Genomic DNA, 24,843 nt, shown 5'->3' on the forward strand with positions numbered 1-24,843 from the left:
GACAAGTCAATGACAACACAAGTGCCCCCCTACGACAGCCGTCTCGCGGTGGAGCCCCCATCCTCGATCATCGTCCATGCCCAGTCCAAGCAATTGGAACTGGTCTTTGCAGGCACGTCGCACCGCATCAGTTTTGAGCTCATGCGGGTCTACAGCCCCTCGGCCGAGGTGCAGGGCCACGGGCCTGGGCAGGAAGTGCTCCAGGTCGGCAAGCGGGATGTGGGCATCAAGGCGCTCGAGCCCGTGGGCCTCTACGCGGTCAAGCCCGTGTTCACCGATGGCCATGAATCGGGCATTTTTTCCTGGGGCTACCTGCAGTGGCTCTGTAGCCACCAGGATGGTCTCTGGGCAGACTACCTGGGTCGGCTCGAAGCCGCAGGCGCATCCCGAGACCCGGACCCCAATGCCCCGCCCACGCCATCGGCCTCTGGCTGTGCGGGCAAGTCGGTTGCATCAACTGGCGCCGCGGCCCCCAAGGCGCCTGCGACTGCAGGCACCCAGGTCAAGATCGAGACCCTCTGATGTCGAGCACCCACTTCGGCTTCCGAACCGTGCCCGAGGCTGACAAGGCCCGGCATGTCCGCCAGGTTTTCGATTCCGTGGCCGAGCGCTACGACCTCATGAACGACCTCATGTCGATGGGCCTGCACCGGCTCTGGAAGGCCTGGACCCTCGCCCAGGCCCACCTGCGCGAGGGGCATCAGGTGCTCGATGTGGCCAGTGGCACCGGTGATCTCGCCCTGGCCATGGCGCCCAAGGTGGGCCTCACCGGCCGGGTGGTCATGACCGACATCAACGCCGAAATGCTCGGCCGTGGCCGCGACCGCCTCCTCAATGCGGGCCATCGCGTGCAGGCCATGGTCTGTGATGCGGAGGCCTTGCCATTTGCAAACGAACAGTTCGACCGCGTGACCCTGGCCTTTGGCCTTCGCAACATGACCCACAAAGAGCAAGCACTCGCTCAGATTCTTCGGGTGCTCAAGCCCGGCGGCAAACTGCTGGTCTTGGAGTTTTCCCATGTGGCCAAGCCGCTTGAAAAGGCCTACGATTTTTATTCGTTCAAGGTATTGCCCTGGCTGGGTGCGAAGATCACCCACGACGCCGACAGTTATCGGTATCTTGCGGAATCTATTCGCATGCACCCGGGTCCAATGGAACTCGCGGAGATGATGCGCAGCGTTGGCTTCGGGGTGGTGCGCCACAGCCAGCACACCGGTGGTGTGGTGGCCCTGCACCAGGCCGTGAAGGTGTAACGAGGTTCAACGAGGTTTCACGACGAAAAAAGATTCACGAAATTCAAGGAGGAGTGTCGAAATGGTTGCATCCATGCAGCAAGCAGTGAGCAAGGGCCTTCAGCGCCTGTCGGCCGTGGGCCTTTCGGTGATCATGGCATTTGCCCTTCTGGGTGTTGCGCCCATGGCCGAGGCCAAGCGGATGGGCGGCGGTGGCTCCATCGGTCGCCAGGCCATGCCGCCCTCCAAGCCCGCACCCGCTCAGGCCACGCCTGCGCCGGCCCAGGCATCGCCCACCAAGGCCGGTGCCGCCCCCGCAGGCGCAGCTGCCGCGCCGGCTCGCAGCAGCTGGATGGGCCCCCTGGCCGGTCTGGCCGCAGGCCTTGGCCTGGCTGCCCTGGCCTCTCACCTGGGCCTGGGCGAGGAACTCATGAGCATGATGCTCATGGTGCTGCTCGCCGTGGTGGCCTTCGTGGTCATTCGCATGCTCTTCTTCCGTCGCCCCGCTCAGCCCGTGCCAGCCGGTGTGGGCGCAGGCATGGGCCAGGGTGGTAACGCCATGTTCCGCGGTGGCTTTGACCAGTCCAATACGTCCAACGCAGGTGCGCCCGCCAGTGCACCCAACAGTGGTCTGGGCGGCTGGGGTCAGCCCGTGGCGGCGCCCCCCGAAGTGGAGCAGCCCAGTGCGGCCGAGGTCGAGCAGTTTCTCTCGGTGGCCAAGGGTCAGTTCACGAGCCTTCAAAAGCTTTGGGACACCGGCGACATCGCGCAGATCCAAGGCTTCTGCACCCCGGCCATGGCCGCCGAGCTCGCCAAGCAGCTTGGCGATCGGGCCGACGCAGCCAATCAGACCAGCGTGGTCAACCTCGAAGCCGAGTGGCTGGGCCTGTCCCACACCACGGACGACGATGGCCATGCGGTCGAAGAAGTGCTCATTGGCTTTGGTGGCCTCATTCGTGAGTCCGCTGATGGCGCAGCCGAGCCCTTCCATGAGGTCTGGACGCTGCACAAGCGCCGCGACAACAGCACGGGCTGGCTGCTCGCGGGCATCACGCAGCAGTAAGTTCGGGGCGCATGGATCTCCTCACGGGCCTCAATTTCGCCATCGAGCGAGATGAGGCCCTCCATGAGCAGCTCAAAGGTCTGGCGGGCCGCCGTGTGGCGGTTCGTTTCTTGGTGCCAGGCCCTTGGGATGGTCAAACCTTGGAGTGGGTCTTTGCTGCCGATGGCCTGTTGGAATCGGTGGCCCGCGCCCGATCGGCTGAGGGCCTCGCGGTGGCACCGGATGTCACCCTGGGTCTCACCTCTGAATTCTTTGGCTCGGCCATCACCCAGGTCGTCTCGGGCAGGCCCACCGCTGCGAGCAGCTTCAAGGGAGTGCGCATCGAGGGCGATGCCGCCGTGGCCGAACAACTCGGGCCCCTGCTGGCCGTGTTCAAGGAACGCCTAGACCCCGTACGCCTGTTGATTGCCCGCTCACCGGCTGCGAGCATGGCCAAGCAGGCCATCGACTACGCCATTCACGATGCGGGCTGGGTGCTCACCCGCGAGGAGTTCGAGCCACACACCAAGGCGGTTCGCAGCCTGCGAGACGCCATCGACCGCCTCGACAAAAGACTAGACGCCGTCGGCCACTAGGCCTTTGTAGGCGCGCCAGGTGGCATGGCCCACCCAGGGCGCCGTGATCACCAGCAGCGGCATGAAAACGAATAGGCTTGTGCCAATGAGGGCCACAATGAGCAGGCCCCAGACCAGGCAGGTCATGGGGTTGGCCCACAGGGCCCGCGCACTTGTGAAAACGGCCTCGAGGGTATCCGCCCCGCGGTCGAGCAGCAGCGGCACCGAGACCACCGACATTGCAAAAACCAGGCTCGCAAACACGGCCCCCACACCGAGCCACACCAGCAAGAATTCCAGATTCCGCTCCGACACAATCTGGCTCAGCATGCTCTGAAGGGTGGGGTAGTCGTGTGCGGCAAACAGGGCGAAAAGCACCACCGACACCCGAGCCCAGACCACCATGAAGAAGGTCAGCATGGCGGCAAAGAAGGCAATCGATTTCCAGTTCCGAAACCAGGCCGTCCAGCTCTTGATCAGGCTCAAGGGTTCGCCACGTTCCCGCTGGCGCGAGAGCTCATAAATGCCCGTGCAGATGAAGGGGCCCATCAGGAAGAAGCCTGCGGTCAGGCCCATGGTGGCCTGCCACAAGGTGCCGTAGACCATCACGATCGCGAATCCCATCACGGCAAAGCAGGCCCCGTAATAGGTGCCCCGCATGCCGGTCTGCAGGAAGTCCCGCCAGCCTTGGGCCAGCCACTGAAACGCGCTGCCCATGGGCACATTGGAACGAATCTCGGTCATCTCAGCCCCCCTTTTATATGGTGTGTTCTTATTTTTTGAGTGCGTCCTGCTCGGCATGCAAATACGCGCCGTGGGCATTGAGCCGATTGGCGGCTGAAAACGCGGGCAGGTCTTTGAAGGCCGACCAGTCAATGCTGTCGTAGGCCTCTTCGAAGCTCTGCAGGTTGGCCACGGCCTGGGCCATCTGCTTGGAGAGGAAGTCGAGGTAACGGCGCGTGAGGTCGAGGTCTTTCTGCGGCTGATGTGAGATGGCCCCATGGCCTGGGATGGCCACCTTCGGCGGCTGCTCTGCCATGCGATCGAGTGCAGCAAGCCAGACACGCGGGTTGGCGCTGCCCACAAAGGGCACGCGGCCGGTGAAGAAGAGGTCGCCCGCGAAGACCACGCCCAGGTTGTCGACGCGCATCATGAGGTCGTCGGGTGCATGCGCCCCCAGACCATCGATGAGCGTGAAGCGGTGTCGGCCGAGTTGGAAGGTCTCGTTCTGGCCCGGAGCCACCTTGGCCTTGCGTGCGGCGAGCACCAGTCGGGTGTCTTCACTCACCCAGGGGAAGAGGTCTTGTTGGCGCTGCGCGAGTCGGTTCTGGGTGTTGGCGTCTTTGAAGACCTGCTCGGCGTTGGGGTGGGCGATGATCTCCACACCGGGCCCCTGAAAGGCCTGGATGCCGTAGAAGTGGTCGGCATGGTAGTGGGAGACCACGACCAGTTTCACCTTCTCGCCGCTGGCGTCTTCCAGGAGCTTGCGCATCTTGGCGCCCAGGGCGGGTGTGCCCAGGGTGTCGAAGACCACCAGGCCGGCACCTGTGGCCACGGCCCCCGCATTGGAGATGAAGCCCGCGTTCGCGGCGCTCGCCTGGCCGGCCTGGCCGCGCACCACGTAGACATCCTGGCCGACCTTCTCGATGGCCATTGGGGGGAGGCCGTCGCTGGCGATGGCGCTCCCGATCAGCGCAGCGGCTGTGAGCAGGGTGACGAGGGTGTGTGTCATGGTGCTGATCATTCTGTGCCTTTATCTGGATCGATGCATGTTGCAGTGCGATGTATGGGCGGGTGATGTCCGAAACTCACCGTGGTCGCTGCGCTCCAACACGGCTCGTTCTCGAACATCACCCCCTTGGTCACCGCTCGGGCTTTGCATCAGACGGACTGGGAGCACCTGCGCCCGATGGCGAGGCATGTTGGAGCGAAGCGACCATGCAGAGCCACGGGCGCAGCGCGACACCCCGCCTCACAAGTCAAACCCGGTGATAAGGGTGCCCGCTCCCAATCGACCACGCCCGGTATAACTGCTCCGCCAGCAGCACCCGCGCCATGCCATGCGGCAGCGTGAAGTCTGACAATCGTAAGAGCAGGCGTGCCTCCTTCTTCAGGCTCGCATCCAGCCCATCAGGCCCGCCAATCAAGAACACCACCGGGTCCATTTGCGTCCTCCAGTCCGAGAGCTGCTCGGCCAAGTCCTCGCTGGTCAGTCGCTGGCCATGCTCATCAAGTGCCACCACGCGCGCATGGGCTGGCATGGCAGCACGCAGGCGTTGCGCTTCGGCCGCCATCATCACGGGTGCACTTTTTCCGGTGGTGCGCGATTCCGCCTTCACCTCTTTCACGGCCAGGGCCAGGTCGGGCGGCATTCGACGACAGTAGTCGGCCACGGCTTCATTCACCCACGCGGGCTGTCGCGTGCCTACGGCAAGAATCGTCATCTGCATGGACCAAGCATAATCAATGCATGGACAAGCCCCTCATTCTGTTTCTCGACGACTACGAGCACCTCTTCGCGCATTCGCCAGAGGTCATGGCCTTCTCAGACCGCGCACGACTGGAGATTCACACTGAACCCCTTCGTGGTGAGGCCCTTGCTCAAGCGCTCCATCGGGCCACCGGCCTGGTGCTCATGCGAGACCGCACACCGGTGGGTGAACGCGAACTCGACATGGCTCCCCACCTGCAGTTCGTCATCTACACCGGCCTGCGCAACGCCCTGCTCGATGAGGCCGCCTGCAAGGCCCGTAACATTCCGGTCTTTAACACCGAGTTTGGTCCCACGAAGGCGAGCACCTGTGAGCTGACCTGGGCCCTCATTCTTGCGGCCACCAAGCGGCTGGAGCCGGGCTTTCTTGCCCTTCGCAACCCCGACGCCGGCTGGCGGGCGGGCCTGCACTACCCTGGTCTGTGCGACGTCTTAGAGGGCGAGACCTTGGGTCTCATTGGTCTGGGGCAGATTGGTGCCCGTGTGGCCAAGGTGGGTCAGGCCTTTGGCATGAGGGTGGTGACGTGGAGCCCGAACATGACGCCCGCCCGCGCGGCCGAGCACGGTGCCACCGCCGTCTCACTCGATGAACTGCTGGCCACTTCCAAGGTGGTGTCTTTGCACCTGGTGCTCTCGGCTGCGACCCGGTACCTGCTGCAGGCCAAGAACCTCTCTCAGATGCGACCCGACGCGGTGTTGGTGAACACCTCTCGCTCGGGATTGATCCATGAACAAGACCTTGCAGCAGCCTTGAAGGCGGGCCGTCCGGGCATGGCCGCGCTCGATGTCTTCGACGAAGAACCGCTGCCCGCGGATCACCCCTTCCGGCACATGCGCCAGGTCACGTTAAGCCCACACCTGGGCTTTGTGGCCAACCCGGTCTATGACATTTTTGCCAAGACCGTGGCCCATCACCTCGAAGGCCTGCTCTCTTCAGGCGCAGCATCAAGGGGGTGAGAGCCCCTCTGGCGTGGGGCCTGCTGGTGACTGCCGCCGCTCCATCAGAATTTCTCTGGACAACTGTCGGGCCAGCCACGCAGCAAAGCCGGCCTTGAGCAGGTCGCCTGGCAGAAAGGCCAGGCTCACCATGGCGGCAGCCTCAAGGGTCATGTCAGCGCGCCACGCCAGCCAGGGAATGCCAATGCAATAGATGCCGGGCACGCCACCGATCAGGCAGGCAACAAATGCCTTCTTTGCAAGGTGTGGGTGGCTCATCTGGGCCGAGGGGCCTGGCGGGTTTGCGGACGGAACCGGCGGTGGTGGCTGTCGGCCGAGCAGCAACCCAATGATCACGCTCACAAGCCAGGCGCCAATCACCCAGCCAAACAAAAAGCCTGCACTGGGGCCGAACAACACGCCAAGGCCACCGCGGCCACCCGACAAGAAGGGCGCGCCCAGGCACACCACAAACAAAAAGAGCAGCACGGCATAGGCCGCCTGCTTGGGCTTGAGAAAAAGACCGGCCAGCATCACGCCGAGCGTCTGCAGCGTGATGGGCACGCCTGCCAGAAAAGGCAGATCGAGTCGGGGTACCAGCCCAAAGACCGCGATCATCGCGGCAAAGAGCGAGATGCGAACCAGGTCTCGGTGAGAGGCCATCGACGACGACTGCGGGGTCATGTGCGCGAGGGGTGCATGGATGGTGGGTGCGTTAAGCAGCCCGCGGCGCCCCGCTCGTCTCGGCCACCATGTGGATGTAAGCGGCCGTGATCAGCGGCGCATCGATCCCTTTCGCGGTGGCCCGCCGGGCCATGTCACCCAGAATGTGCTCGTGCTCCGTGCGCTGATTGCCAAGCAGGTCACGCAGCATGGAGGCCGTGAAGTCTGAGCCTGGCGCCATGAGGATGCCCCGTGCCTTCTCCTGTGCGGCCTCGCCCACGGGCTGTCCGAAGGCGGCGGCCACGGCCAGGCACTCACCGTACATGCGGGTCATCAGGGCGGCGCCCTCGGGCTTTGCGGTGACCGCGCCCACGCCGCTGCGAAAGAGCGTGGTGGAGCCTGCAAGGGTGGCCAGGAAGGTCCACTTGTCCCAGAGGGTCTGCGTGATGTCCTCGGAATAAATCGCATCAAAGCTGGCAGCCGTGCAGGCCTCGAAAAAGGCCCGCGCAAGCGGTGCCTGCGCAGGCTCGCGGTGGCCCATGGTCAGGATGTGTAGTGGGTTCAACTGCCGCACGATGCCTGCTTTGCTGAGTGTGGCTGCAATGTGGGCCACACCGCCCAACACCCGGGGTGCTCCGAAGGTGGCATCGAGCTGGTCCATGTGGGCCACACCATTGAGCAAGGGCAGCAGGCAAGCCGTCTGTGCCATGGCCGGCCGTAGGGTCTCGATGGCGTCATCGAGGTCGTAGGCCTTGGGCGAGAGGACGATGAGGTCCCAGTCACCATGCAGTTGGTCGGCCGTGACCGCCTTGGCCGCGACTTGGAAGTTGCCATGTGGGCTCTCCACCTGAAGGCCATCGGCCGCCAACTGCGCGGCTCGGCCTGGGCGCACCAGAAAGCTCACATCCGTGCCCGATTGAATCAGCCGGCCACCAAAGTAGCCACCCACACCACCTGCGCCAAGAATCAGAATCTTCATGTTGCGCATTGTGCCTGCCTTAAAATGAACCTTCTTAAGTCAAGCCGTGTCGATTTCACTTGAAAGGAGATGTTCATGACCTCACGCCTACCGATTTATTTCAGCCTTCTCGTCGCCGCCGCCTTCGTGGTTGCCCCCATGGCCGCTTCGGCCAAAAAAACCGTTTGGTGCGCAGTGGAAAAGAAGACCGGCGACTACACGGCCGACTGCTTCAAGACCAAGTCTGAGTGCAACACCTTTGTGCAGAAAAAGGGCGCCAGCAAGTTTGAGTGCGGCGCAAACAACGGCTAAACCGTTGACGGGGGAGGCCTAGGGTTTCCCCCTTGCTTGCGGTGGGGGGTCTGCTGCGGTAGCGTTTGTGAGAAATACGCAAGGAGACCGCCACATGCTGAAAAGTCTGCACATCAACCCCGAGAAGTGCACGGGCTGCCTGCAATGCGAGATGGCCTGTTCCTATGAGAACTACGGTGTCTTTGCCACCGCCAAGTCCCGCATCAAGGTCTTCGACTTCCACAGCACGGGCCGCAAAGTGCCCTACACCTGCACCCAGTGCGATGAGGCCTGGTGCTTGCATGCATGTCCCGTCGAGGCCATCACGGTCGACAAGGCCACCGGTGCCAAGGTTGTGAATGAGGCCACCTGTGTGGGCTGCAAGGTCTGCACCATCTCTTGCCCCTTTGGCACCATCAATTACGTGGCCGAGACCGGCAAGGTTCAGAAGTGCGACCTCTGCGGTGGCAATCCTGCTTGCGCAGAAGCCTGCCCCACGCAGGCCATCACCTATGTGGATGCCAACTGGACGGGCCTGGACCGCATGAAGGCCTGGGCCGACAAACTTGGCAACCAAGCCAGCGCTTAAGGAGACCAACCATGGCATGGGCACGCAAAATTCTTCGGGTGAACCTCACCAAGGGAACCGTCACCAACGAACCCCTCAACATGGCCTGGGCCGCCCAGTACCTCGGCTCGCGCGGGCTGGCCTCCAAGTACCTGTCGGAAGAGGTCGATCCCAAGGTCGATCCACTCTCACCTGAGAACAAGATCATTTGGGCCACCGGGCCACTCACCGGCACCATGGCCTCCACCGGTGGCCGCTATGTGGTGGTCACCAAGGGACCCCTCACGGGGGCCATTGCCTGCTCGAACTCGGGCGGCTACTGGGGTGCCGAGCTCAAGATGGCCGGCTGGGACATGGTCATCTTCGAGGGCAAGTCGCCCAAGCCCGTTTACTTGTCCATCGAGGACGATGAAGTATCACTTCGAGACGCATCCCACCTCTGGGGCAAGAGCGTCTGGGAGACTGAGAGCCTCATCAAGCAGTCTCACCAAGACCCGCTCACCCGCATTTCCTCCATTGGCCTGGCCGGTGAGAACCAAGTGCTCTTTGCAGCGGTGGTCAACGACCTCCATCGTGCGGCAGGCCGCTCCGGCGTGGGTGCGGTCATGGGCTCCAAGAATTTGAAGGCCATTGCCGTGCGTGGCACCAAGGGTGTGGGCAACATCCACAACCCCAAGGCCTTCATGCAGGTCACGGCCGAGAAGAAGCGCATCCTTGCCGAGAACGCCGTGACCGGCCAAGGCCTGCCCACCTATGGCACCCAGGTGCTCATGAATGTCATCAATGAGATGGGCGCCCTCCCCACCCGAAACCACCGCGATGTGGCCTTCGAGGGAGCACGCGACATCTCTGCCGAGGCCATGGCCGAGCCCCGCAAGACCGATGGCAAGCCTCACCTGGTCACCAATCAGGCCTGCTTCGGCTGCACCATCGCCTGCGGGCGCATCAGCAAGATCGACGAAACCCACTTCTCTGTTCAGAACAAGCCCCAGTACTGGGGCGCCTCCGGGGGTCTCGAGTACGAGGCCGCCTGGGCCTTGGGTGCGGCCAATGGGGTCAACGACCTTGAAGCCCTTCAATACGCCAACCTCATCTGCAACGAGCAGGGCATGGACCCGATCTCATTCGGTGCGACTGTGGGCGCCGCCATGGAGCTCTACGAGATGGGTGTGCTCACCAAGGAGCAGATTGGCATTGAGGCACCCTTTGGTTCGGCCAAGGCCTTGTGCGAATTGGCTGAGCTCACGGCACGTGGCGAGGGCTTCGGAAAAGAGATTGGTCAAGGTTCCAAGCGGCTGTGCACCAAATACGGTCATCCCGAACTTTCCATGAGCGTGAAGGGCCAAGAGTTCCCCGCCTACGACTCCCGCGGCATCCAAGGCATGGGCCTCACCTACGCCACCTCCAATCGGGGCGCCTGCCATCTGCGCAGCTACACCGTGGCCTCCGAGGTCTTGGGCATTCCGGTGAAGACCGACCCACTCTCGGCCGAGGGCAAGCCCGAGCTCGTCATGGCATTCCAAGACGCCACCGCCAGCTTCGACTCCGCGGGCCTGTGCATCTTCACCTCGTTTGCATGGAGCCTCGCAGACATCCAGCCGCAGATTGCGGCCGCCTGTGGCGAGGAGTTCACCATGGAGAACCTCAATCAGATCGGTGAGCGCATCTGGAACATGGAGCGCGACTTCAACAACCGTGCGGGCTTTACCTCGAAGGACGACACCTTGCCGCCGCGGCTCCTTAAAGAGGCCGCCAAGGAAGGCCCCGCTAAGGGCCTGGTCAACAAACTGCCGGAGATGCTGCCCAAGTATTACGAGATCCGTGGCTGGGATGCCGATGGCCAGTTGAAGAAAGACACGCGAACCCGCCTGGGGCTCTGATGGCGCGCCACCACCTCATTCTGGGTGCGGGCCCGGCCGGCGTCATTGCTGCCGAGACCCTGCGCAAGCTCGCCCCACACGATTGCGTCACGCTCGTGGGAGACGAGCCCGAGCGGCCTTACTCGCGCATGGCCATCCCTTACCTGCTCATGGGAAACATCGAGGAGCAGGGCACGCAGCTGCGCAGGGCTCCCGAGCATTTCGAGGCACTTGGCATTCGTCTCGTACAGGCTCAGGCCCAATCCGTGGATGCTGGCAAGCGGTCGGTGGCCTTGAGCAATGGCGAGGTCATTCGGTTTGACTGCCTGCTCATCGCCACGGGTTCGTTGCCCGTGCGCTTTCCCATTCCTGGCTTTGATGGTGCGAATGTCCACCCCTGTTGGACCTTGGCCGATGCGCGCGAGATCATTCGCCTGGCCAAGCCCGGGGCCAAGGTGGTGCAGATGGGTGCGGGCTTTATTGGCTGCATCATCATGGAAGCCCTGGCCAGTCGCGGCGTGTCACTCACCGTGGTGGAGATGGGCGACCGAATGGTGCCCCGCATGATGGGTGCCACGGCCGGCGCCATGATCAAGTCCTGGTGCGAGTCCAAGGGCGTGGCGGTGATCACCGGCGCGAAGGTGGAACGCATCGACCATGCCGATGGCCCTCCTTCCATGGTCTGCCTCTCTACAGGCAAGGCGCTCGAGGCCGACCTCGTGATCAGCGCCACAGGCGTGAAGCCCAACGTGGCGTTCCTGCAAGGCAGCGGCATCGAACTGCAGACCGGTGTGCTCACCGATGCAGGAATGCAGACCAATTGCGAGGGCATCTTCGCGGCTGGCGACTGTGCCCAGGCCTTTGATCGGCCCAGTCAGTCTCACCTGGTGAGTGCCATCCAGCCCAATGCAGCCGATGAGGCCTTGGTGGCTGCTCGGAACATGGCGGGCCAGTACTCGGAGTTGCAACGGGTGCCGCAGATCAACGTGCTCGACACCCTGGGGTTGATCTCATCCAGCTTTGGACAGTGGCAGGGTGTTCCGGGCGGAGATCACACCGAGATGACCGACTGGGACAACCACCGCATGCTCAGCCTGCAGTTCGATGGCGATCGATTGATTGGTTGCAATGCCATTGGATGGACGGACCATGTGGGCGTGATGCGTGGCCTGGTCGAGGGCCAGGTGCGTCTGGGGCCCTGGAAAGAAAAGCTCATGAAGGATCCAACCCGGCTCATGGAGGCCTATCTGGCCTGTGCCCAGGCACAGGATCAGCATGCGGTGGTGTAGTTGAGGCTCACCGTCAAGCTGTACGCGAGCCTGGCGGCTCACCTGCCAGCAGAGGCCCGCAGCACCAATCAGCATCCCATTGAGGCGCCCGACGGTGCATCCGTGGCGGCGGTGCTGGCGCCTTATGGGCTGCCCCCTGAACTTACGAAGTTGGTGCTCGTCAATGGCCGGTATGTGGCGCCCGAGGACCGCCCCCACGCGCTGCTCCAGGATGGTGATGTCGTGGCCGTTTGGCCACCGATCGCGGGCGGCTGATCGCGTGCTCTTTCGCGATGGCCTCGTGCCCGAGGCCTTTGATCGAGAGATGGGCTGTTCCGAGGCAGAGTGGCTGCGTTGGCTTCCCGAGGCCACCGCGCCGCATCGGCTCTCATTGCATCAGGGAGGCGCCGCGGTGTTCGCTGCAACGCCCATGCGCGAGGCCCAGGGCTCTTCGCTGAATGGGGAGTACACACCGTTGCTGGAGTTGACCTGGCAGGTGTTGCCGGCCCGACGCATTGCCTTGCTCGAGATCAGCCGACTGCACGTCTCATTTCAATTCAAGGGGCTGGATGTCCAGGGTCGAGCCGACTTCATGCGGCGATTCGACCTCACCATGCAACGCGGCGGAGGTTAGCGGTTAAGAGGAATGTCTCAGCGTCCCACCGAGGCGCGTCCGGCATCACCCGCCGAACCGCCAAGGGTGCCGCCACCCACAAGCCCCATGGCAGCGGTGCCACCAATCTCAAGGGCGATGCGCTCCACACTTTTCACCTCACCACCGCAAGACTCGGCGATGGTGGCTGCATCCACTTGGTCGTAGGTCTCAAGCCCAAGGTTGGCTGCCAGCACGGGCAGTGCAAGCAGGCCTCCGGAGAGCACCACCAGGGCTGGGGCCGCGATCACGCGTGTGTTCTTGAGGGTGTCCTGCACCTCGGCTTTTTTCACAGCCGATTGGCAGTCTGTGGTCTGGGCCTCGGGCTTGCTGGAATCCAGCAGGGCCACCGCACGCTGGGAGTGGCTTGCGCATCCGGATAGAAAGACCAAGCCCAGCCCAACGGCCAGCGCTTTTCCAATCCGCGAAGATGCTTGTTGAGACAATGTCCAGCCCTCCAGACACACGGGAGTGGCAGTTTCTCAGACTTTTATGACAAATGCCAACATTTGTGGCGTTGCTCCAACAGGTCAGGCCGCTGTCAAGATGGCGGGCAGTCGCCCTCGCAGCGCATTGACGACCCACACCGCATCGGCTGCCAAGAGGTCTTCGGGCGTGATGGACTGCTCCAGCGTTGGCAGGTCTGGGTCGGCCAGCATGCGTGCTCGCTCGATGCCTGGCAGCACACCGTCCTCTAAGGGTGGTGTGATCCACCGCCCATTGCGCACGATCCAGACCGTGCTGCGCCCGCCCTCGGTCACATGCCCCCGTTCATTGACAAAGATTGCATCGAAGCCACCCGCCGCCTCCGCGGCCTGCCAGGCGGCATCGTAGAAGCCGCGGCGTGTGGTCTTGTGCCGCAACAAGGGGTCGGTCGATGGCGGGCACACGAGATCGGGCAGGAGGGTTCGAGCCCAAAAGATTCGCACAGGTGTGTCCAGTGGCGCGACCGCATGAATGCTCGCAGTCCATTCTCCTGCCGGTGAGAGCGAGAGACGAAGACGGCCCAGCCCCTCGGGCCTGCTCCTCTTCAAGGCCGCTTGAATGGCAGCGCGGGCTTGTGAGGCATCAAAGGGCAGGTGCAGCGAGGCTGCGGAATCCGCCATGCGGCTCAGGTGGGCATCGAGCTGCTGTGGCGCCTGGCCCTCGAGGCGAATGGTTTCAAAGAGGCCGTGGGCGGCAGGAAGCCCCGTGAGAAAGCCAGCCTTGATGCGGCACTCCTCCCACTCCGCGGGGGCCGAGGAGTCGATGGTGATGCCAGCACCCACACCCATCTGGAACCGGTCTGCGCGCAGGCTCACCGACCGGATGGCCACGCTCCAAGCGAAGTCGCCCAGCCGTTTGCGGCTGCGCCCATCGGCGGCGAGCGCGGGCGGGTCGATCCAGCCCACACTGCCGCAGTAGGCACCGCGTCCCTGCGGTTCAAGGCGCTGAATCCATTCCATGGCCTTTCGCTTGGGCGCACCCGTGACCGATCCACACGGAAAGGTGGCGCGCAAGACCTCTTCCAAGCTGGTGTCAGGTCGTAACCGTGCATGAATGCTCGAGGTCATCTGATAGAGCTCACCCACCTCCTCCACCTCGAAGAGGCTTGGCACCGTCACGCTGCCGACCTCACTGATCATCCCCAGGTCGTTTCGAATCAGGTCCACGATCATGATGTTCTCGGCCTGGTTCTTCGGGTCATCCCGCAGGGCGGACTGCGGGTCTTGGCCTTTTGAAAGCGTGCCCTTCATGGGCTTGGCCACCAGTTCACCGTCTTGGCAGGCTAAAAACCACTCGGGCGAGAACGAGAGCAGCGTCTCATCGGCCAGGGGCAGGTGGGCCGCAAAGCGCGTGGGCTGCCGAGCCCGAAGGCGTCGGTAGAGGTCCAGCGGGCTGCCGTACCAGCCGCCAGACCAGGTAAAGGTGTGGTTCAGCTGATAAAACGTGCCCTCGCGGATCTCCTCATGAATGGTGGAAATGTCTTTTGCAAAGGCTGCCTCAGAGAGGCTGGGGCTGGGGCATAGAAGTCCAGCTGCCTGTGCTTCGGTGGCTGGGTCAGCTGCCTGAAGGAGGTCGTCCACCTCGGCCCTGGAGAGCAGTTGCACCCGCTCAAAGGCGAGGGCGGTCACCAGGGGAATGTGTTGCTCGCCCCGACTGGGAAGGCCTTGAAGCCATTCTCCCAGTTCATAGGAGAACACCACCACCACTGGATGTCCGCGCGAAGTGCAATCTTCGATGGCCAGTAGCGCCGCAGAGACTTCGGTGCCGGTGCGGGCGACGATGGTTTCTTGAAGACCCTCATAGAGGCGACTGGTGGGCCGGTCTGCCGTGCTTTGGCAGTCATCGAGCAGGTACATGACTGCATGCTAACGCCCACATTGAATATCGGCCAATTGGCCCATTCTGTTTCCGGATATTTACAAATAAAAGGGCTTCTTAATCGCCTTTTCTTGCCATTTTTAAAATCAAATACTAATATTCAAATATGGCAGAGATAATCAGCGCCACCTCCCCCACTCCATAAACATATAGGAATTGTAAATATGGCTACGTATTCAGAAATGATGTCTCAGATTGAAGAACTCCGTAAGCAGGCGGAGCGTCAGCGCAAGGAAGAGTATTCATCTGTTTTGAAAACCATCAAGCGTCAAATCGCTGAGTATGGAATTTCTGCTGAAGAACTCGGTTTCTCAGGGGCCGCAAAAGCTGCTGGCAAGCGTGGCCGCAAGGCCGCCAAGCCTGCTGCTGCCAAGGCCGGCCGTAAGCCTCGCGCCAAGCGTGCAGGCACGGGCGTGAAGGTTGCACCCAAATACCGTGATGGCGCTGGAAACACCTGGACGGGTCGCGGCAAAATGCCCAAATGGCTCGCCGAGGCTGTGGCCAATGGCCGCACGGTTGAATCGTTCCTGATTCCTGCCGCCACCACCATGTAATTCAGGTTTGGCCCGGGCTTCAATCAATCAATTTGAATGACAGCCCGGGTTGTCAAACCCCGTTGTAAACAGCGCTGAGCGCCTTTTAATGGCGCAATTTCCAAAAGCACTGCTAAACCAATCGGTTTTGCGCCACTCATCTCAATGAGTTTGGCGGCCGCCATGGCTGTTCCCCCGGTGGCCAGTACATCGTCCACCAGCAAAACCCGGTCACCTGAGGTCAAGACATCCCTTCTTATTTCCAGGTGGTCTTGCCCATACTCCAAGTCATAGCTAATTCGAAAGGTCTCGGGCGGGAGCTTATTGGCCTTGCGAACCATGACAAATGGTTTTCCAAGCAGGCGGGCCATGGCCACTCCGAATATGAATCCACGAGATTCAATTCCGGCAATGTGGGAGATGTCAGCCACTGGAAAGAGCGCTGCCATTTTCTGGGTGGCCATCTCAAAGGCCTCTGGATGCGCCAGAAGGGGAGAGACATCTCGGAATCCAATTCCCTTTTTTGGAAAATCGAATACCACCGGTATGTGATCCAATAGATTCATTCGTTTTCCTTTGTGTGAGATGGCCTTGTCGAATTCTATTTTGATCGTGACCGCGTTGCGAACCGAGTTGGAGCACCCTGGGGTGCTCTACACAGGGGTTGGAAAACTCAATGCCGCCTATGCGCTCACCAAGTGGCTGCAGTCGAACAGACCGAGCTTGGTTGTGAACTACGGCACCGCTGGGGGTTTGAATCGGTCGGTCTCGGGGCTCGTGGAGGTTTCACGCGTGATTCAGTCTGACATGGTGGCCGAGCCGTTGGCCCCGAGGGGCGAGACCCCATTCGATGATTCACCCTCGGCGTTCGCGTCCGGCCATCCCGGTGTGGTGTGTGGGAGTGGAGACGCATTTGTGACCTCTGTAGATCCATGGCTGGTGGCGCAGGGGGTGAGCGTCGTGGACATGGAACTCTTTGCAATTGCGGCCGTGTGCCACCGCGAGGGCGTGCCGTGGCGGGCCTTCAAGTACGTGACCGATTACGCCAATGAGGAGTCGGGTGGCGACTGGCAGGCCAATGTGCATCGCGGCCAGGCCGAATTCAAGTCCGTGCTCGCTCGCTTAATCTAGGCGGGCTCCTTAGACCAAATGCCCAGTCTTCACGAAGATGGTGCAGCCTTCCTTGCTAAAGGGCTGGTGCATGCTCATGTGGGGGCTCCGAATCCATGAGCCCTCCGGATACCGGCCATGCTCATCCTCGAAAACGCCGCTAACGACGAAAATCTCTTCGCCTCCGAAATGTCGGTGCGGGTTGAAGTAAGTGTGGGGAGCCCAACGGACCATGGTGGAGCCAGTGCCCTGCTGCATAAGCGGCATGACATGCAGGCCGCGTACCAGGCCCTGTTGCCAAGGAGCCCTTGTGGTGTCTACGATTTCTCGGTGCTGCTGGTCCGCTCCCAGGTGCCGGAGCTTCACAAACAGTACGCAGCCAGTCTCGCTAAAGGGTGCATGGCTCGACCCCGGTGGATTCATCAAGTAAGTGCCAGCGGGGTAGTCGCCTGTCTCGTCGCTGAAGGTGCCCTCCAAAACAAGGATCTCCTCGCCAAAATCGTGACGGTGCTCTGGGAAACGAGCACCCGGCTCGTAGCGCACGATGGAGGTGGCACGTGCCACCTCATCACCGCATCGGTCCAGTAGTCGTCGATGGACGCCAGCCTCAGGGCTCGGTACCCAAGGGAGCTCGTTGTGGTTCAGGACCACACGCTGCTGATAATCGTCGTTACAGTTCATGGGCGCTGAAGACGAGGGGTGTCTTGGCTGTAATGAGCGTCGAGCGACGCGCGCATGGAAGTGGTGGCCAAGGGCGGAATCGAACCACCGACACGCGGATTTTCAGTCCGCTGCTCTACCAACTGAGCTACTTGGCCAAGACGCGCAGTATATCGCAGCGCTGGGCGATGGATTTGCCCAACTCCACCCCCCATTGGTCAAACGGGTTGATCCCCCAGACCATGGCCTGGCAAACCACCTTGTGCTCGTAGAGGGCAATCAGGCTGCCCAGGTGTCGGGGCGAGAGGGCATCGAGCCAGATCAGGCTGCTGGGTCGCCCCCCGGGGTAAGACCGGTGTGGCGAGAGTGCCTCTACGGCCGCAGCATCCAACCCCTCGGCGGTCAGCCCTGCGCGGGTCTGCTCTGCATCGCGGCCCATGGCCAGCGCTTCGGACTGCGCCAGCATGTTGGCCACCATGATACGGTCGAGCGCATCCACCTGCCCATCGGCCCCACGCACGGGCCGCACCCCAATGAACTCCACGGGCACGGTGTGCATGCCCTGGTGCAGCAACTGGAAGTAGGCATGCTGGCCGGTGATGCCCACGCCTCCCCAGACCTTGGGGCCCGTCTGTACGGTGCAGGCCGTGCCATCCCAGTGCACCGACTTGCCATTGGATTCCATGTCGAGCTGCTGCACATGCGCGGTGACATGGCCCAACTGCATCCGGTAGGGCGCCACCACCAGGCTGGAGCAGCCCAGAAAATTTCGGTTCCAAATGCCCTGCAGGGCAAGCTGCATGGGAAGGTTTTCTTCAATCGGCGCAGACAACACATGCGCATCCATGGCCTGGGCGCCGGCCAGGAAATCTTCAAAGGCGGCGCGCCCAATCTTTGCGGCGGCCACGAACCCAACGCTCGACCAGACGGAGAAGCGTCCGCCCACCCAATCCCAAAACGGCAGCACCTGCGGTGCTGGAATGCCAAAGGCAAGAGCCTTCTCCGCCGCAGTGGTCACCGCCACCATCTGCTGCCCCGCCTCGTCGGCCGAGAGGCCGGCCGCCAGAAGCCATGCCTTTACACGCTGCGCGATGGCCATGGTCTCTTGTGTGGTGAAGGTCTTGCTCGAGACCACCACCAGGGTCTGGTGCGGATCAAGGCTGGCCAACGTTTGGGCCACATGCTGGGCATCGGGCACGGACAAGAACGACACCTTGGGCCCCACACCTGCAGCGCCAAGGGCCTCTACCACTAACCGAGGCCCGGTCTCAGAACCCCCAATGCCGGTGTTCAGCACATGACTGAGCACCTGGCCGCGCGCACCCTTCAAGCGCTGCTCATGCACGTCTTGCGCGAGGCTCAACATGCGCGCCCGGGCCGACTGCACCGCCTGCCCAATCTCCGCACCCCAGGGTCCATCCGCAGGGCCGCGCAGGGCCATGTGCAAGGCCGCGCGTTGCTCTGTGTGGTTCACGATCTCGCCTGCGGCCATGGCCTTTAACTGGCCGGGAAGGTCGCATGCCTGGGCAAGTTCGCAGAGCGCCTGGGTTACTTCAGCATCCAGCCGTTGGTGATGGGACTCCAGCGTGATGCCGCAGGCCTGCCACTGCAGGGGGCCGCGGCCATTGGTCTGCTGCACCAGTGTTTGCAGGGGTGCCACTCGCGCAGCGAGTGCCTCGAGCCGCGCCCACTGCGGCCGTGATTGCGGTGGTGTGAGCGCAGGCGATGTCTTCATATGTCTATTGTCGCCCAGTGGTGATCAGGCGCATGGCCTCTGCGGCGGCCGCCAGCCCCATGCTCGCAGTCACCGTCACCATGGAGCCGTAGCCTGCGCAGGCCAGCCTTGCGGCGGGGTCGCAGCCCTCGGTGGCGCGCGCCGGTTCATCTGAACTCACCACCCGAATCCGCATGGCCCCTGCCCGTGGAAAGCCATGCTGCCGGCGCAGGCTGTAACGAAGCTTGGAGAGCAGCGGGTCTTGCTTGGTGTCGGCCAAGTCCCCCACGCGAATGCGGGTGGGGTCGAGCTTGCCGCCCGCCCCCCCACTCACCAACAGGCTGCGTGGCCGACTGCGTGCGGGCATGGCGAGCACCAGGGCCTTTTTGGCACGCAGGTCGTCACAGGCATCAATCCACACCTGTGGTGCGGGCCATCCACCGCCCGACACACCACCGCCGGCCAAGAACGCCGACACATTCTCGGGCGTGAGTTCATCCTCCACCGGATACACCGACATCGCAGGCGCGATGGCTCGCAGTCTGTCCGCCAAGGCCTGCACCTTGGCCTGGCCCAAGGTCTGGTGGGTGGCCTGCACCTGTCGGTTGAGATTCGATTCGGCCACGTGGTCCATGTCCACCAAGACCAGGCCGCCCACGCCCGAGCGGGCGAGCGCCTCGGCCGCCCACCCCCCTACACCGCCCAGGCCCACCACGCCCACGGTGCTCAACCGCAGGCGGGCAAACCCCTCTTCGGAGAGCAGCCGTGCGCTGCTCGCCAAGGCCCGCGGCACGCCGCCTGCCTGGGCCATGTGGTTTTAAGGCAGCAGGATGGTCGAGCCCGAGGTCTTGCGGGCCTCGAGGTCGGTGTGGGCCTGCACGATGTCCGCCAGGGCGTAGCGCTGCGCAATGTTGATCTTGATCTTGCCGCTGCCCACCATGTCCACCAACTCCCCAGCCGTGGACTCCAACTCCTCGCGCGTGGCCGTATACGGCATGAGCGAGGGCCGCGTGATGAACAAGTGGCCATTCAACTGGGCGAGGTCGAAGGGGGCGACCTTGCCCGAGGCATTGCCAAAGCTCACCATCAGCCCGTACTTGCGAAGGCACTGCAGAGACTTGTCGAAGGTGGTCTTGCCCACCGAGTCGTAGACCACGTCCACGCCGCGGCCGTTGGTGATCTCCTTCACCCGGGCCACGAAGTCTTCCTTGTTGTAGTTGATGACATGGGCCGCACCCGCAGCCTTGGCCAGGGCCATTTTTTCATCCGAGCCCACCGTGCCAATGGCTTTCACGCCCATGAGCTTGGCCCACTGCATGGCAATGAGGCCCACGCCACCCGCGGCCGCGTGGAACAGAATGGTATGGCCCTTTTGCAGGTTGGCCGTGCGCCGGTACAGGTACTGCACCGTCATGCCTTGCAGCATCATGGCTGCACCTGTCTCAAAGCTGATGGTCTTGGGCAGTTTGATGAGCAGGCTCGCGGGCATCACGCGTGCCTCGCAGTAGGCGCCCATGGGGCGGCCCGCATAGGCCACGCGGTCGCCGGCCTTCACATGGGTCACGCCCGAGCCCACGGCCTCCACCACGCCCGCGCCTTCCATGCCGAGTGTGACGGGCAGGTTTTCTGCCGGGTACACACCGCTTCGGAAGTAGACATCGATGTAATTCAGGCCAATCGCATGGTGGCGCACAAGCGCTTCACCAGGGCCGGGTTGGCCAACGTTCACGTCCACCAGGTTCATCACGCTGGGGCCACCGGTCTCACGAATCTGGACTGCCTTGGTCATGCTGTTCTCCTGTAAAAGCACCATAATAGTGGCTTCAAACGCGTGTGGCGCACCCTGGGTGCCCGTCTCATCAGGAAAGCGAACAGACCCCTCATGGCAGGACACTCAAAATGGGCCAACATCCAGCACCGCAAGGGCCGTCAGGATGAGCGCCGTGGCCGCATCTTCACCCGACTGATCAAGGAAATCACCGTGGCCGCCAAGATGGGCGGCGGCGACCCGAGCATCAACCCTCGGCTGCGCCTGGCCATGGACAAAGCGGGCGACGCCAACATGCCCAAGGACAAGGTCTTGGATGCCATCAAGCGCGGCACCGGCCAGCTCGATGGCGTGGACTACGAAGAGATTCGCTACGAGGGCTACGGCATTGCTGGCGCCGCGGTGATCGTGGACTGCCTCACGGACAACCGAACCCGCACCGTGGCCGAGGTGCGCCATGCCTTCTCCAAGCACGGCGGCAACCTGGGCACCGATGGCTCCGTCTCCTTCATGTTCAAGCACTGCGGCCAGATGCTTTTTGCGCCGGGCACCTCGGAAGATGCCGTCATGGAGGCGGCCTTGGAAGCGGGCGCTGAAGACGTGATCACCGATGACGAAGGCGCCATCGAGGTGCTCACGGGCCCCGCCGAGCTCTCCACCATTCGCGCCGCGCTCGAGGCCAAGGGCCTGGCACCTGAGCTGGCCGAGGTCACCATGCGGCCCGATGCCCACAACGAACTCACCGGCGAGGATGGCGCCAAGATGCAAAAGCTCCTCGATGCCTTGGAGGGCCTCGACGATGTGCAGGCCGTCTACTCGAATGTGGTGATTGCATGAAGGTCTTGGTGGTGGGTGGTGGTGGACGAGAGCACGCCATGGCCTGGCGAATCGCCCGCTCCCCGCGGGTGCAGTGTGTCTATGTGGCGCCGGGCAACGGCGGAACCGCGGCCGACCCAGACCTCATCAACCTTCCCATCGACCCCGTTCGCCAGCAGGCTGAGCTCGCAGATTTCGTTGAGCGCGAGGGAGTGGCCTGGACCATCGTGGGCCCCGAGGCTCCCTTGGCCGCGGGCCTGGTGGATTTCTTTCGCGCGCGGGGCTTAAAGATCTTCGGCCCCACCCAGGCAGCCGCGCAACTCGAGGCCTCCAAGGACTTCGCCAAGCAGTTCATGAAGCGGCACCACATTCCCACCGCCGCCTTCGAGACCTTCTCCGATGCCACGGCGGCCCGGGCCTACGCCGCGGCCCAGGCAGAGCGCCATCCGGGCCTGCCCATCGTGATCAAGGCCGATGGTCTTGCGGCCGGAAAGGGCGTCGTGGTGGCGCCCACCCTTGCAGAGGCGCATGCGGCGATCGATGACATGCTGCTGGGCAACCGCTTTGGTGATGCCGGTGCGCGTGTGGTGATTGAAGACTTCTTGGAGGGCGAGGAGGCGAGCTTCATCGTCATGTGCGATGGCCAAGATGCCTTTGCACTGGCCACCAGCCAAGACCACAAGCGGGTTGGTGATGGCGACACCGGCCCGAATACCGGCGGCATGGGCGCCTATTCGCCTGCGCCCGTGGTCACGCCGAAGGTCTTTGCGCGGGTCATGCGCGAGGTTATTCGGCCGGTGCTTCAGGGCATGCGCGCCGAAGGCCATCCCTACACCGGCTTTCTGTATGCGGGCCTCATGATTCACCAGGACACCCCCAAGGTGGTGGAATTCAATTGCCGGCTGGGCGACCCTGAGACTCAGCCCATCTTCCTGCGCATGCGCGGCGACTTCACCCTACTTGTGGAGAGGGCCATCGAGGGCCGGCTCGCCCAGGCCGAGGCCATGGCCGACAGCCTCTGGGACACCCGCCCCGCCGTGGGTGTGGTTGTGGCCGCGCAGCACTACCCCGACGCCCCTCGCACAGGAGACCCGATCACGGCCCTGCCAGCCAACACCGACGACGCCCGTGTCTTCCATGCCGGCACCGCGATGAAAGACGGCCAGTTGATCACCAGTGGTGGCCGCGTGGTCTGCGCCACAGCGCTCGGCAACAACCTCAAAGACGCCCAGGCCCAGGCCTACAAGCTCGTGGACCAGATTCGTTTTGAAGGCATGCATGCCCGCCGAGACATTGGCTGGCGGGCCCTAAAGTGATGAACCGCGCGCAGCCCTCGGCTGTGGTGGTGGGCGGCGGCATTCTGGGTGCCTTGAGCTCACTCAGCCTGTCCCGGCTGGGCATTGCCACCCGCTGGGTCGGCCCGCCTGAGCCGGCCCAACGTGCAGATGCCGCCCAGGCGCGCGCCTATGCCCTGGCACCCCCCACTGTGGCCTTGCTCGAGCGGCTTGGGGTCTGGGCGCACCTCACAGACGTGGCCCAACCGGTGGCGCGCATGGAAGTCTTTCAGGTGGCACCGGCTGCCCGCTTGGATTTTCTTGCGGCCGATGTGGGCGAGGCGGCCCTGGCGCAGATGGTCTCGCATGCAGACCTCTTGGCCGCCTGTGAGGCGACTGTGCGGGCCGGTGTGCCAAACCTCACACGCACCGAGACCCCCTTGTCGGAATCCGACCTCCAAGCCTTTCGAGACAACCTCGGCAGCAGGCCTTTGGGGGCGGACCTCGTGGTGGCTGCCGATGGTGCGCAGTCGATGCTGCGGCGCCGAGCAGGCCTTCTGTGGCGCCGGCGTGACTACGGCCAGCAGGCCGTGGTCGCCGCCTTCCGAACCGAGAGGCCTCACCATGGCGTGGCCTGCCAGTGGTTTGGGCCCGATGGCATCTTGGCGCTGCTGCCCCTGCGGGATCCGCACGTGGTCTCCATGGTTTTTTCAGTGGGCCATGCCACGGCTGCTGGCCTCATGGAGGCCTCCGAGGCAGACCTCGCCTCGCGCATCAGCACCGAGAGTGACCACCGCTTTGGTGAGTTGCAAGCCATCTCCGAGGCCACCGCCGTGCCGCTCGTGATGATGTCGGTGAATCGCATGGTGGCTGGTCGCATGGCCCTGGTGGGTGATGCGGGCCACACCGTACACCCGCTGGCAGGCTATGGCCTGAACCTGGGGGTGCAAGACCTGCTCGCCCTGGAGGCGCAGTTGCTGGCAGGCCAAGCCCGGCTGGGCTCATTCGACCCCGGTGCTGCTCGCATCCTGCGTGCCTATGCGCGCGACCGCGCCTGCGCGGTGCCCGCCGTGCAGTGGGGGCTCGATGCCCTGTATCGTTTGATGAGCAGCAGCCTGCCGGGCCTGCCCGCTGCAAGGGCCTGGGGCATGCAGGCCATCTCGGCCTGGCCCTTTTTGCGCAGTAGCCTGGTGCAGCAGGCGGTGGGTGGCCTGGGTGGCAGCGGCCGTACATATTCAAGCAGAGACACGTTTCATTTTTCGAAGGAAGCAACATGATCAAGCGCGTTCTGATGGCCTGTGGTCTCTCAGCCGCCCTGCTGGCCCCCTTGGTGCTCAGCCCATCGGCGCATGCCCAAAAGCCCGCCGGCCCCGAGCCCGCATCGCCTGCCGTCACCAAGCAGGTGAAGTCGGCCGTGGAGACCTGGCTCAAGGGCCGCTTCAAGGTCGATGCAGTCTCCAAGACACCCATGCCCGGCCTGGTGGAAGTGCGCATCGGTCAAGACATTCTGTATGCCCACGAGAACGGCCAGTTCGCCCTGGTGGAAGGCCAGCTCATTGAATTGAAGTCTGGCAACAACCTCACGGCCGCCCGCATGGAAGTGTTGCAGGCCGTGGACATCAGCAAGCTGCCCCTGGAACTCGCCATGAGGACGGTGAGCGGCGATGGTGGCAAGGGCAAGCGCACCATCGTGGTCTTCGAAGACCCCTACTGCTCCTTCTGCCGCAAGTTTCGGGCCGTGCTGCTGAGCATGGAGAACGTGACCATCTACACCTACTTCTATCCCATCCTGCGCGCGGAATCGACCACGGTCTCGAAGAACGCCTGGTGTGCCAAGGACCGCGAGGCCGCCTGGGAGGGCTGGATGATGCAGGGCAAGGAGCCTGCAGCGGCGCCGGCCAATTGCGATTTCCCCAAGGACAAAATTCTGGCGCTGGGCCAAGGCCTCGGTGTGCAGGCCACGCCCACCACCTTTGTGAGCAGTGGAAAGCGCCTGCAGGGGGCCCTGAGCAAAGAGGCCTTGGAGGCCGCGCTGAAGTCTCCCTGAAACTAGAGCACATCGACCAGCG

29 protein-coding genes and 1 tRNA gene are annotated in these 24,843 nt (G+C 63.1%); 17 read left to right on the top strand and 13 right to left on the bottom strand.

Translation table 11 applies throughout. The annotated features are described in order from the left end of the window. Positions 1-9 precede the first annotated feature (9 nt). The 4 genes from AC8GDA_RS00800 to AC8GDA_RS00815 all read left to right on the top strand — a co-directional run bounded on the left by AC8GDA_RS00800 (position 10) and on the right by AC8GDA_RS00815 (position 2,870). Positions 10-522 (top strand): gamma-butyrobetaine hydroxylase family protein, encoded by a 513-nt coding sequence (locus AC8GDA_RS00800; protein ID WP_506556429.1) that lies wholly within the window; start codon positions 10-12, stop codon positions 520-522. Then, positions 522-1,253: a class I SAM-dependent methyltransferase gene (locus AC8GDA_RS00805; protein WP_506556430.1), complete on the top strand. Its 732-nt coding sequence runs from the start codon at positions 522-524 to the stop codon at positions 1,251-1,253. The genes AC8GDA_RS00800 and AC8GDA_RS00805 overlap by 1 nt, the downstream gene beginning before the upstream one ends. A gap of 61 nt (positions 1,254-1,314) precedes the next feature. Next, entirely contained in the window at positions 1,315-2,295 is a 981-nt protein-coding gene (locus tag AC8GDA_RS00810; protein ID WP_506556431.1) for a Tim44 domain-containing protein, read from the top strand. Between the two features lie 11 nt (positions 2,296-2,306). After that, positions 2,307-2,870, top strand: coding sequence for a hypothetical protein (locus AC8GDA_RS00815; RefSeq protein WP_506556432.1), 564 nt, complete (start codon positions 2,307-2,309; stop codon positions 2,868-2,870). Here AC8GDA_RS00815 and AC8GDA_RS00820 read toward each other — a convergent pair. The 3 genes from AC8GDA_RS00820 to rlmH all read right to left on the bottom strand — a co-directional run bounded on the left by AC8GDA_RS00820 (position 2,850) and on the right by rlmH (position 5,299). Beyond that, positions 2,850-3,593, bottom strand: a complete 744-nt coding sequence (locus AC8GDA_RS00820) for a DUF2189 domain-containing protein (protein WP_506556433.1) — start codon at positions 3,591-3,593, stop codon at positions 2,850-2,852. The genes AC8GDA_RS00815 and AC8GDA_RS00820 overlap by 21 nt on opposite strands. A gap of 28 nt (positions 3,594-3,621) precedes the next feature. Continuing rightward, on the bottom strand, positions 3,622-4,581 hold the full coding sequence (locus tag AC8GDA_RS00825) for an MBL fold metallo-hydrolase (protein WP_506556434.1): 960 nt from the start codon (positions 4,579-4,581) through the stop codon (positions 3,622-3,624). A 247-nt stretch (positions 4,582-4,828) separates the two neighbouring features. Next, positions 4,829-5,299, bottom strand: a complete 471-nt coding sequence (gene rlmH, locus AC8GDA_RS00830) for a 23S rRNA (pseudouridine(1915)-N(3))-methyltransferase RlmH (protein WP_506556435.1) — start codon at positions 5,297-5,299, stop codon at positions 4,829-4,831. A 20-nt stretch (positions 5,300-5,319) separates the two neighbouring features. On the opposite strand from rlmH, the gene AC8GDA_RS00835 reads away from it, so the two are divergent. Then, a complete protein-coding gene (locus tag AC8GDA_RS00835; RefSeq protein ID WP_506556436.1) occupies positions 5,320-6,297 on the top strand; it encodes a D-2-hydroxyacid dehydrogenase family protein in 978 nt (325 codons plus the stop codon). On the opposite strand, the gene AC8GDA_RS00840 is transcribed toward AC8GDA_RS00835, so the two are convergent. After that, entirely contained in the window at positions 6,286-6,960 is a 675-nt protein-coding gene (locus AC8GDA_RS00840; RefSeq protein ID WP_506556437.1) for a biotin transporter BioY, read from the bottom strand. The two genes, AC8GDA_RS00835 and AC8GDA_RS00840, sit on opposite strands and share 12 nt — an antisense overlap. Positions 6,961-6,991: 31 nt before the next feature. Continuing rightward, the gene (locus AC8GDA_RS00845) at positions 6,992-7,918 is read right to left on the bottom strand and encodes a ketopantoate reductase family protein (RefSeq protein ID WP_506556438.1); all 927 of its coding nucleotides are present in this window, start codon (positions 7,916-7,918) and stop codon (positions 6,992-6,994) included. 75 nt (positions 7,919-7,993) lie between these two features. Between AC8GDA_RS00845 and AC8GDA_RS00850 the strand changes: the two genes are divergently transcribed. From AC8GDA_RS00850 to AC8GDA_RS00875, 6 genes are all read left to right on the top strand, one after another. Beyond that, positions 7,994-8,209 (top strand): hypothetical protein, encoded by a 216-nt coding sequence (locus AC8GDA_RS00850; RefSeq protein ID WP_506556439.1) that lies wholly within the window; start codon positions 7,994-7,996, stop codon positions 8,207-8,209. A 94-nt stretch (positions 8,210-8,303) separates the two neighbouring features. Continuing rightward, on the top strand, positions 8,304-8,777 hold the full coding sequence (locus AC8GDA_RS00855; protein WP_506556440.1) for a 4Fe-4S dicluster domain-containing protein: 474 nt from the start codon (positions 8,304-8,306) through the stop codon (positions 8,775-8,777). 11 nt (positions 8,778-8,788) lie between these two features. Continuing rightward, the gene (locus AC8GDA_RS00860; protein WP_506556441.1) at positions 8,789-10,636 is read left to right on the top strand and encodes an aldehyde ferredoxin oxidoreductase family protein; all 1,848 of its coding nucleotides are present in this window, start codon (positions 8,789-8,791) and stop codon (positions 10,634-10,636) included. Then, positions 10,636-11,904, top strand: coding sequence for an NAD(P)/FAD-dependent oxidoreductase (locus tag AC8GDA_RS00865; RefSeq protein ID WP_506556442.1), 1,269 nt, complete (start codon positions 10,636-10,638; stop codon positions 11,902-11,904). Before AC8GDA_RS00860 ends, AC8GDA_RS00865 begins: the two co-directional genes overlap by 1 nt. Continuing rightward, a complete protein-coding gene (gene thiS, locus AC8GDA_RS00870) occupies positions 11,905-12,159 on the top strand; it encodes a sulfur carrier protein ThiS (protein WP_506556443.1) in 255 nt (84 codons plus the stop codon). It abuts the gene before it with no gap. Then, positions 12,122-12,517: a hypothetical protein gene (locus tag AC8GDA_RS00875; protein WP_506556444.1), complete on the top strand. Its 396-nt coding sequence runs from the start codon at positions 12,122-12,124 to the stop codon at positions 12,515-12,517. The genes thiS and AC8GDA_RS00875 overlap by 38 nt, the downstream gene beginning before the upstream one ends. Before the next feature lie 17 nt (positions 12,518-12,534). Here AC8GDA_RS00875 and AC8GDA_RS00880 read toward each other — a convergent pair whose 3' ends face one another. Continuing rightward, complete coding sequence (locus AC8GDA_RS00880; RefSeq protein ID WP_506556445.1) at positions 12,535-12,981, bottom strand: hypothetical protein; 447 nt, start codon at positions 12,979-12,981, stop codon at positions 12,535-12,537. An 84-nt stretch (positions 12,982-13,065) separates the two neighbouring features. Then, positions 13,066-14,877: a bifunctional chorismate-binding protein/class IV aminotransferase gene (locus tag AC8GDA_RS00885; RefSeq protein ID WP_506556446.1), complete on the bottom strand. Its 1,812-nt coding sequence runs from the start codon at positions 14,875-14,877 to the stop codon at positions 13,066-13,068. Between the two features lie 186 nt (positions 14,878-15,063). On the opposite strand from AC8GDA_RS00885, the gene AC8GDA_RS00890 reads away from it, so the two are divergent. Further along, positions 15,064-15,453 carry an H-NS histone family protein gene (locus tag AC8GDA_RS00890; RefSeq protein ID WP_506556447.1) on the top strand — a complete coding sequence of 130 codons (390 nt, stop codon included), beginning with the start codon at positions 15,064-15,066 and terminating at the stop codon, positions 15,451-15,453. 23 nt (positions 15,454-15,476) lie between these two features. Here AC8GDA_RS00890 and AC8GDA_RS00895 read toward each other — a convergent pair whose 3' ends face one another. Beyond that, on the bottom strand, positions 15,477-15,998 hold the full coding sequence (locus AC8GDA_RS00895; protein WP_506556448.1) for an adenine phosphoribosyltransferase: 522 nt from the start codon (positions 15,996-15,998) through the stop codon (positions 15,477-15,479). A 46-nt stretch (positions 15,999-16,044) separates the two neighbouring features. Between AC8GDA_RS00895 and AC8GDA_RS00900 the strand changes: the two genes are divergently transcribed. Then, positions 16,045-16,563, top strand: coding sequence for a phosphorylase family protein (locus AC8GDA_RS00900; RefSeq protein WP_506556449.1), 519 nt, complete (start codon positions 16,045-16,047; stop codon positions 16,561-16,563). A 9-nt stretch (positions 16,564-16,572) separates the two neighbouring features. Here the strand turns inward: AC8GDA_RS00900 and AC8GDA_RS00905 are convergent, their stop codons facing one another. The 5 genes from AC8GDA_RS00905 to AC8GDA_RS00925 form a co-directional block, all read right to left on the bottom strand. Continuing rightward, positions 16,573-17,223, bottom strand: a complete 651-nt coding sequence (locus tag AC8GDA_RS00905; protein ID WP_506556450.1) for a cupin domain-containing protein — start codon at positions 17,221-17,223, stop codon at positions 16,573-16,575. A 61-nt stretch (positions 17,224-17,284) separates the two neighbouring features. Next, positions 17,285-17,360 (bottom strand) — tRNA-Phe (locus tag AC8GDA_RS00910). Then, entirely contained in the window at positions 17,351-18,937 is a 1,587-nt protein-coding gene (gene pgi / locus AC8GDA_RS00915) for a glucose-6-phosphate isomerase (protein WP_506556451.1), read from the bottom strand. Before pgi ends, AC8GDA_RS00910 begins: the two co-directional genes overlap by 10 nt. Before the next feature lie 4 nt (positions 18,938-18,941). Further along, positions 18,942-19,727, bottom strand: a complete 786-nt coding sequence (locus AC8GDA_RS00920) for a tRNA threonylcarbamoyladenosine dehydratase (RefSeq protein WP_506556452.1) — start codon at positions 19,725-19,727, stop codon at positions 18,942-18,944. Positions 19,728-19,733: 6 nt separating this feature from the next. Beyond that, on the bottom strand, positions 19,734-20,705 hold the full coding sequence (locus AC8GDA_RS00925; RefSeq protein WP_506556453.1) for a quinone oxidoreductase family protein: 972 nt from the start codon (positions 20,703-20,705) through the stop codon (positions 19,734-19,736). Positions 20,706-20,798: 93 nt separating this feature from the next. On the opposite strand from AC8GDA_RS00925, the gene AC8GDA_RS00930 reads away from it, so the two are divergent. Genes AC8GDA_RS00930 through AC8GDA_RS00945 form a run of 4 tightly spaced genes read left to right on the top strand, consistent with a single transcriptional unit; the run spans position 20,799 to position 24,821 of the window. Further along, complete coding sequence (locus AC8GDA_RS00930) at positions 20,799-21,521, top strand: YebC/PmpR family DNA-binding transcriptional regulator (protein WP_506556454.1); 723 nt, start codon at positions 20,799-20,801, stop codon at positions 21,519-21,521. Then, entirely contained in the window at positions 21,518-22,816 is a 1,299-nt protein-coding gene (purD, locus tag AC8GDA_RS00935) for a phosphoribosylamine--glycine ligase (protein WP_506556455.1), read from the top strand. Before AC8GDA_RS00930 ends, purD begins: the two co-directional genes overlap by 4 nt. Further along, positions 22,816-24,051, top strand: coding sequence for an FAD-dependent monooxygenase (locus tag AC8GDA_RS00940; RefSeq protein WP_506556456.1), 1,236 nt, complete (start codon positions 22,816-22,818; stop codon positions 24,049-24,051). Before purD ends, AC8GDA_RS00940 begins: the two co-directional genes overlap by 1 nt. Continuing rightward, entirely contained in the window at positions 24,048-24,821 is a 774-nt protein-coding gene (locus AC8GDA_RS00945; protein WP_506556457.1) for a DsbC family protein, read from the top strand. The genes AC8GDA_RS00940 and AC8GDA_RS00945 overlap by 4 nt, the downstream gene beginning before the upstream one ends. The last annotated feature ends 22 nt before the right edge of the window (positions 24,822-24,843 follow it).

Source organism: Hahnella aquatica (SeqCode), from assembly GCF_965194505.1.
Classification (GTDB): Bacteria; Pseudomonadota; Gammaproteobacteria; order Burkholderiales; family Burkholderiaceae_A; genus Hahnella; species Hahnella aquatica.

Bases quoted from the DNA above. Each gene is read 5' to 3' on its own strand.
- AC8GDA_RS00800 (WP_506556429.1), top strand. From the start codon at position 10: ATGACAACACAAGTGCCCCCCTACGACAGCCGTCTCGCGGTGGAGCCC.
- AC8GDA_RS00805 (WP_506556430.1), top strand. From the start codon at position 522: ATGTCGAGCACCCACTTCGGCTTCCGAACCGTGCCCGAGGCTGACAAG.
- AC8GDA_RS00810 (WP_506556431.1), top strand. From the start codon at position 1,315: ATGGTTGCATCCATGCAGCAAGCAGTGAGCAAGGGCCTTCAGCGCCTG.
- AC8GDA_RS00815 (WP_506556432.1), top strand. From the start codon at position 2,307: ATGGATCTCCTCACGGGCCTCAATTTCGCCATCGAGCGAGATGAGGCC.
- AC8GDA_RS00820 (WP_506556433.1), bottom strand. From the start codon at position 3,593: ATGACCGAGATTCGTTCCAATGTGCCCATGGGCAGCGCGTTTCAGTGG.
- AC8GDA_RS00825 (WP_506556434.1), bottom strand. From the start codon at position 4,581: ATGACACACACCCTCGTCACCCTGCTCACAGCCGCTGCGCTGATCGGG.
- rlmH (WP_506556435.1), bottom strand. From the start codon at position 5,299: ATGCAGATGACGATTCTTGCCGTAGGCACGCGACAGCCCGCGTGGGTG.
- AC8GDA_RS00835 (WP_506556436.1), top strand. From the start codon at position 5,320: ATGGACAAGCCCCTCATTCTGTTTCTCGACGACTACGAGCACCTCTTC.
- AC8GDA_RS00840 (WP_506556437.1), bottom strand. From the start codon at position 6,960: ATGACCCCGCAGTCGTCGTCGATGGCCTCTCACCGAGACCTGGTTCGC.
- AC8GDA_RS00845 (WP_506556438.1), bottom strand. From the start codon at position 7,918: ATGAAGATTCTGATTCTTGGCGCAGGTGGTGTGGGTGGCTACTTTGGT.
- AC8GDA_RS00850 (WP_506556439.1), top strand. From the start codon at position 7,994: ATGACCTCACGCCTACCGATTTATTTCAGCCTTCTCGTCGCCGCCGCC.
- AC8GDA_RS00855 (WP_506556440.1), top strand. From the start codon at position 8,304: ATGCTGAAAAGTCTGCACATCAACCCCGAGAAGTGCACGGGCTGCCTG.
- AC8GDA_RS00860 (WP_506556441.1), top strand. From the start codon at position 8,789: ATGGCATGGGCACGCAAAATTCTTCGGGTGAACCTCACCAAGGGAACC.
- AC8GDA_RS00865 (WP_506556442.1), top strand. From the start codon at position 10,636: ATGGCGCGCCACCACCTCATTCTGGGTGCGGGCCCGGCCGGCGTCATT.
- AC8GDA_RS00875 (WP_506556444.1), top strand. From the start codon at position 12,122: ATGTCGTGGCCGTTTGGCCACCGATCGCGGGCGGCTGATCGCGTGCTC.
- AC8GDA_RS00885 (WP_506556446.1), bottom strand. From the start codon at position 14,877: ATGTACCTGCTCGATGACTGCCAAAGCACGGCAGACCGGCCCACCAGT.
- AC8GDA_RS00890 (WP_506556447.1), top strand. From the start codon at position 15,064: ATGGCTACGTATTCAGAAATGATGTCTCAGATTGAAGAACTCCGTAAG.
- AC8GDA_RS00895 (WP_506556448.1), bottom strand. From the start codon at position 15,998: ATGAATCTATTGGATCACATACCGGTGGTATTCGATTTTCCAAAAAAG.
- AC8GDA_RS00905 (WP_506556450.1), bottom strand. From the start codon at position 17,223: ATGAACTGTAACGACGATTATCAGCAGCGTGTGGTCCTGAACCACAAC.
- pgi (WP_506556451.1), bottom strand. From the start codon at position 18,937: ATGAAGACATCGCCTGCGCTCACACCACCGCAATCACGGCCGCAGTGG.
- AC8GDA_RS00920 (WP_506556452.1), bottom strand. From the start codon at position 19,727: ATGGCCCAGGCAGGCGGCGTGCCGCGGGCCTTGGCGAGCAGCGCACGG.
- AC8GDA_RS00925 (WP_506556453.1), bottom strand. From the start codon at position 20,705: ATGACCAAGGCAGTCCAGATTCGTGAGACCGGTGGCCCCAGCGTGATG.
- AC8GDA_RS00930 (WP_506556454.1), top strand. From the start codon at position 20,799: ATGGCAGGACACTCAAAATGGGCCAACATCCAGCACCGCAAGGGCCGT.
- purD (WP_506556455.1), top strand. From the start codon at position 21,518: ATGAAGGTCTTGGTGGTGGGTGGTGGTGGACGAGAGCACGCCATGGCC.
- AC8GDA_RS00940 (WP_506556456.1), top strand. From the start codon at position 22,816: ATGAACCGCGCGCAGCCCTCGGCTGTGGTGGTGGGCGGCGGCATTCTG.
- AC8GDA_RS00945 (WP_506556457.1), top strand. From the start codon at position 24,048: ATGATCAAGCGCGTTCTGATGGCCTGTGGTCTCTCAGCCGCCCTGCTG.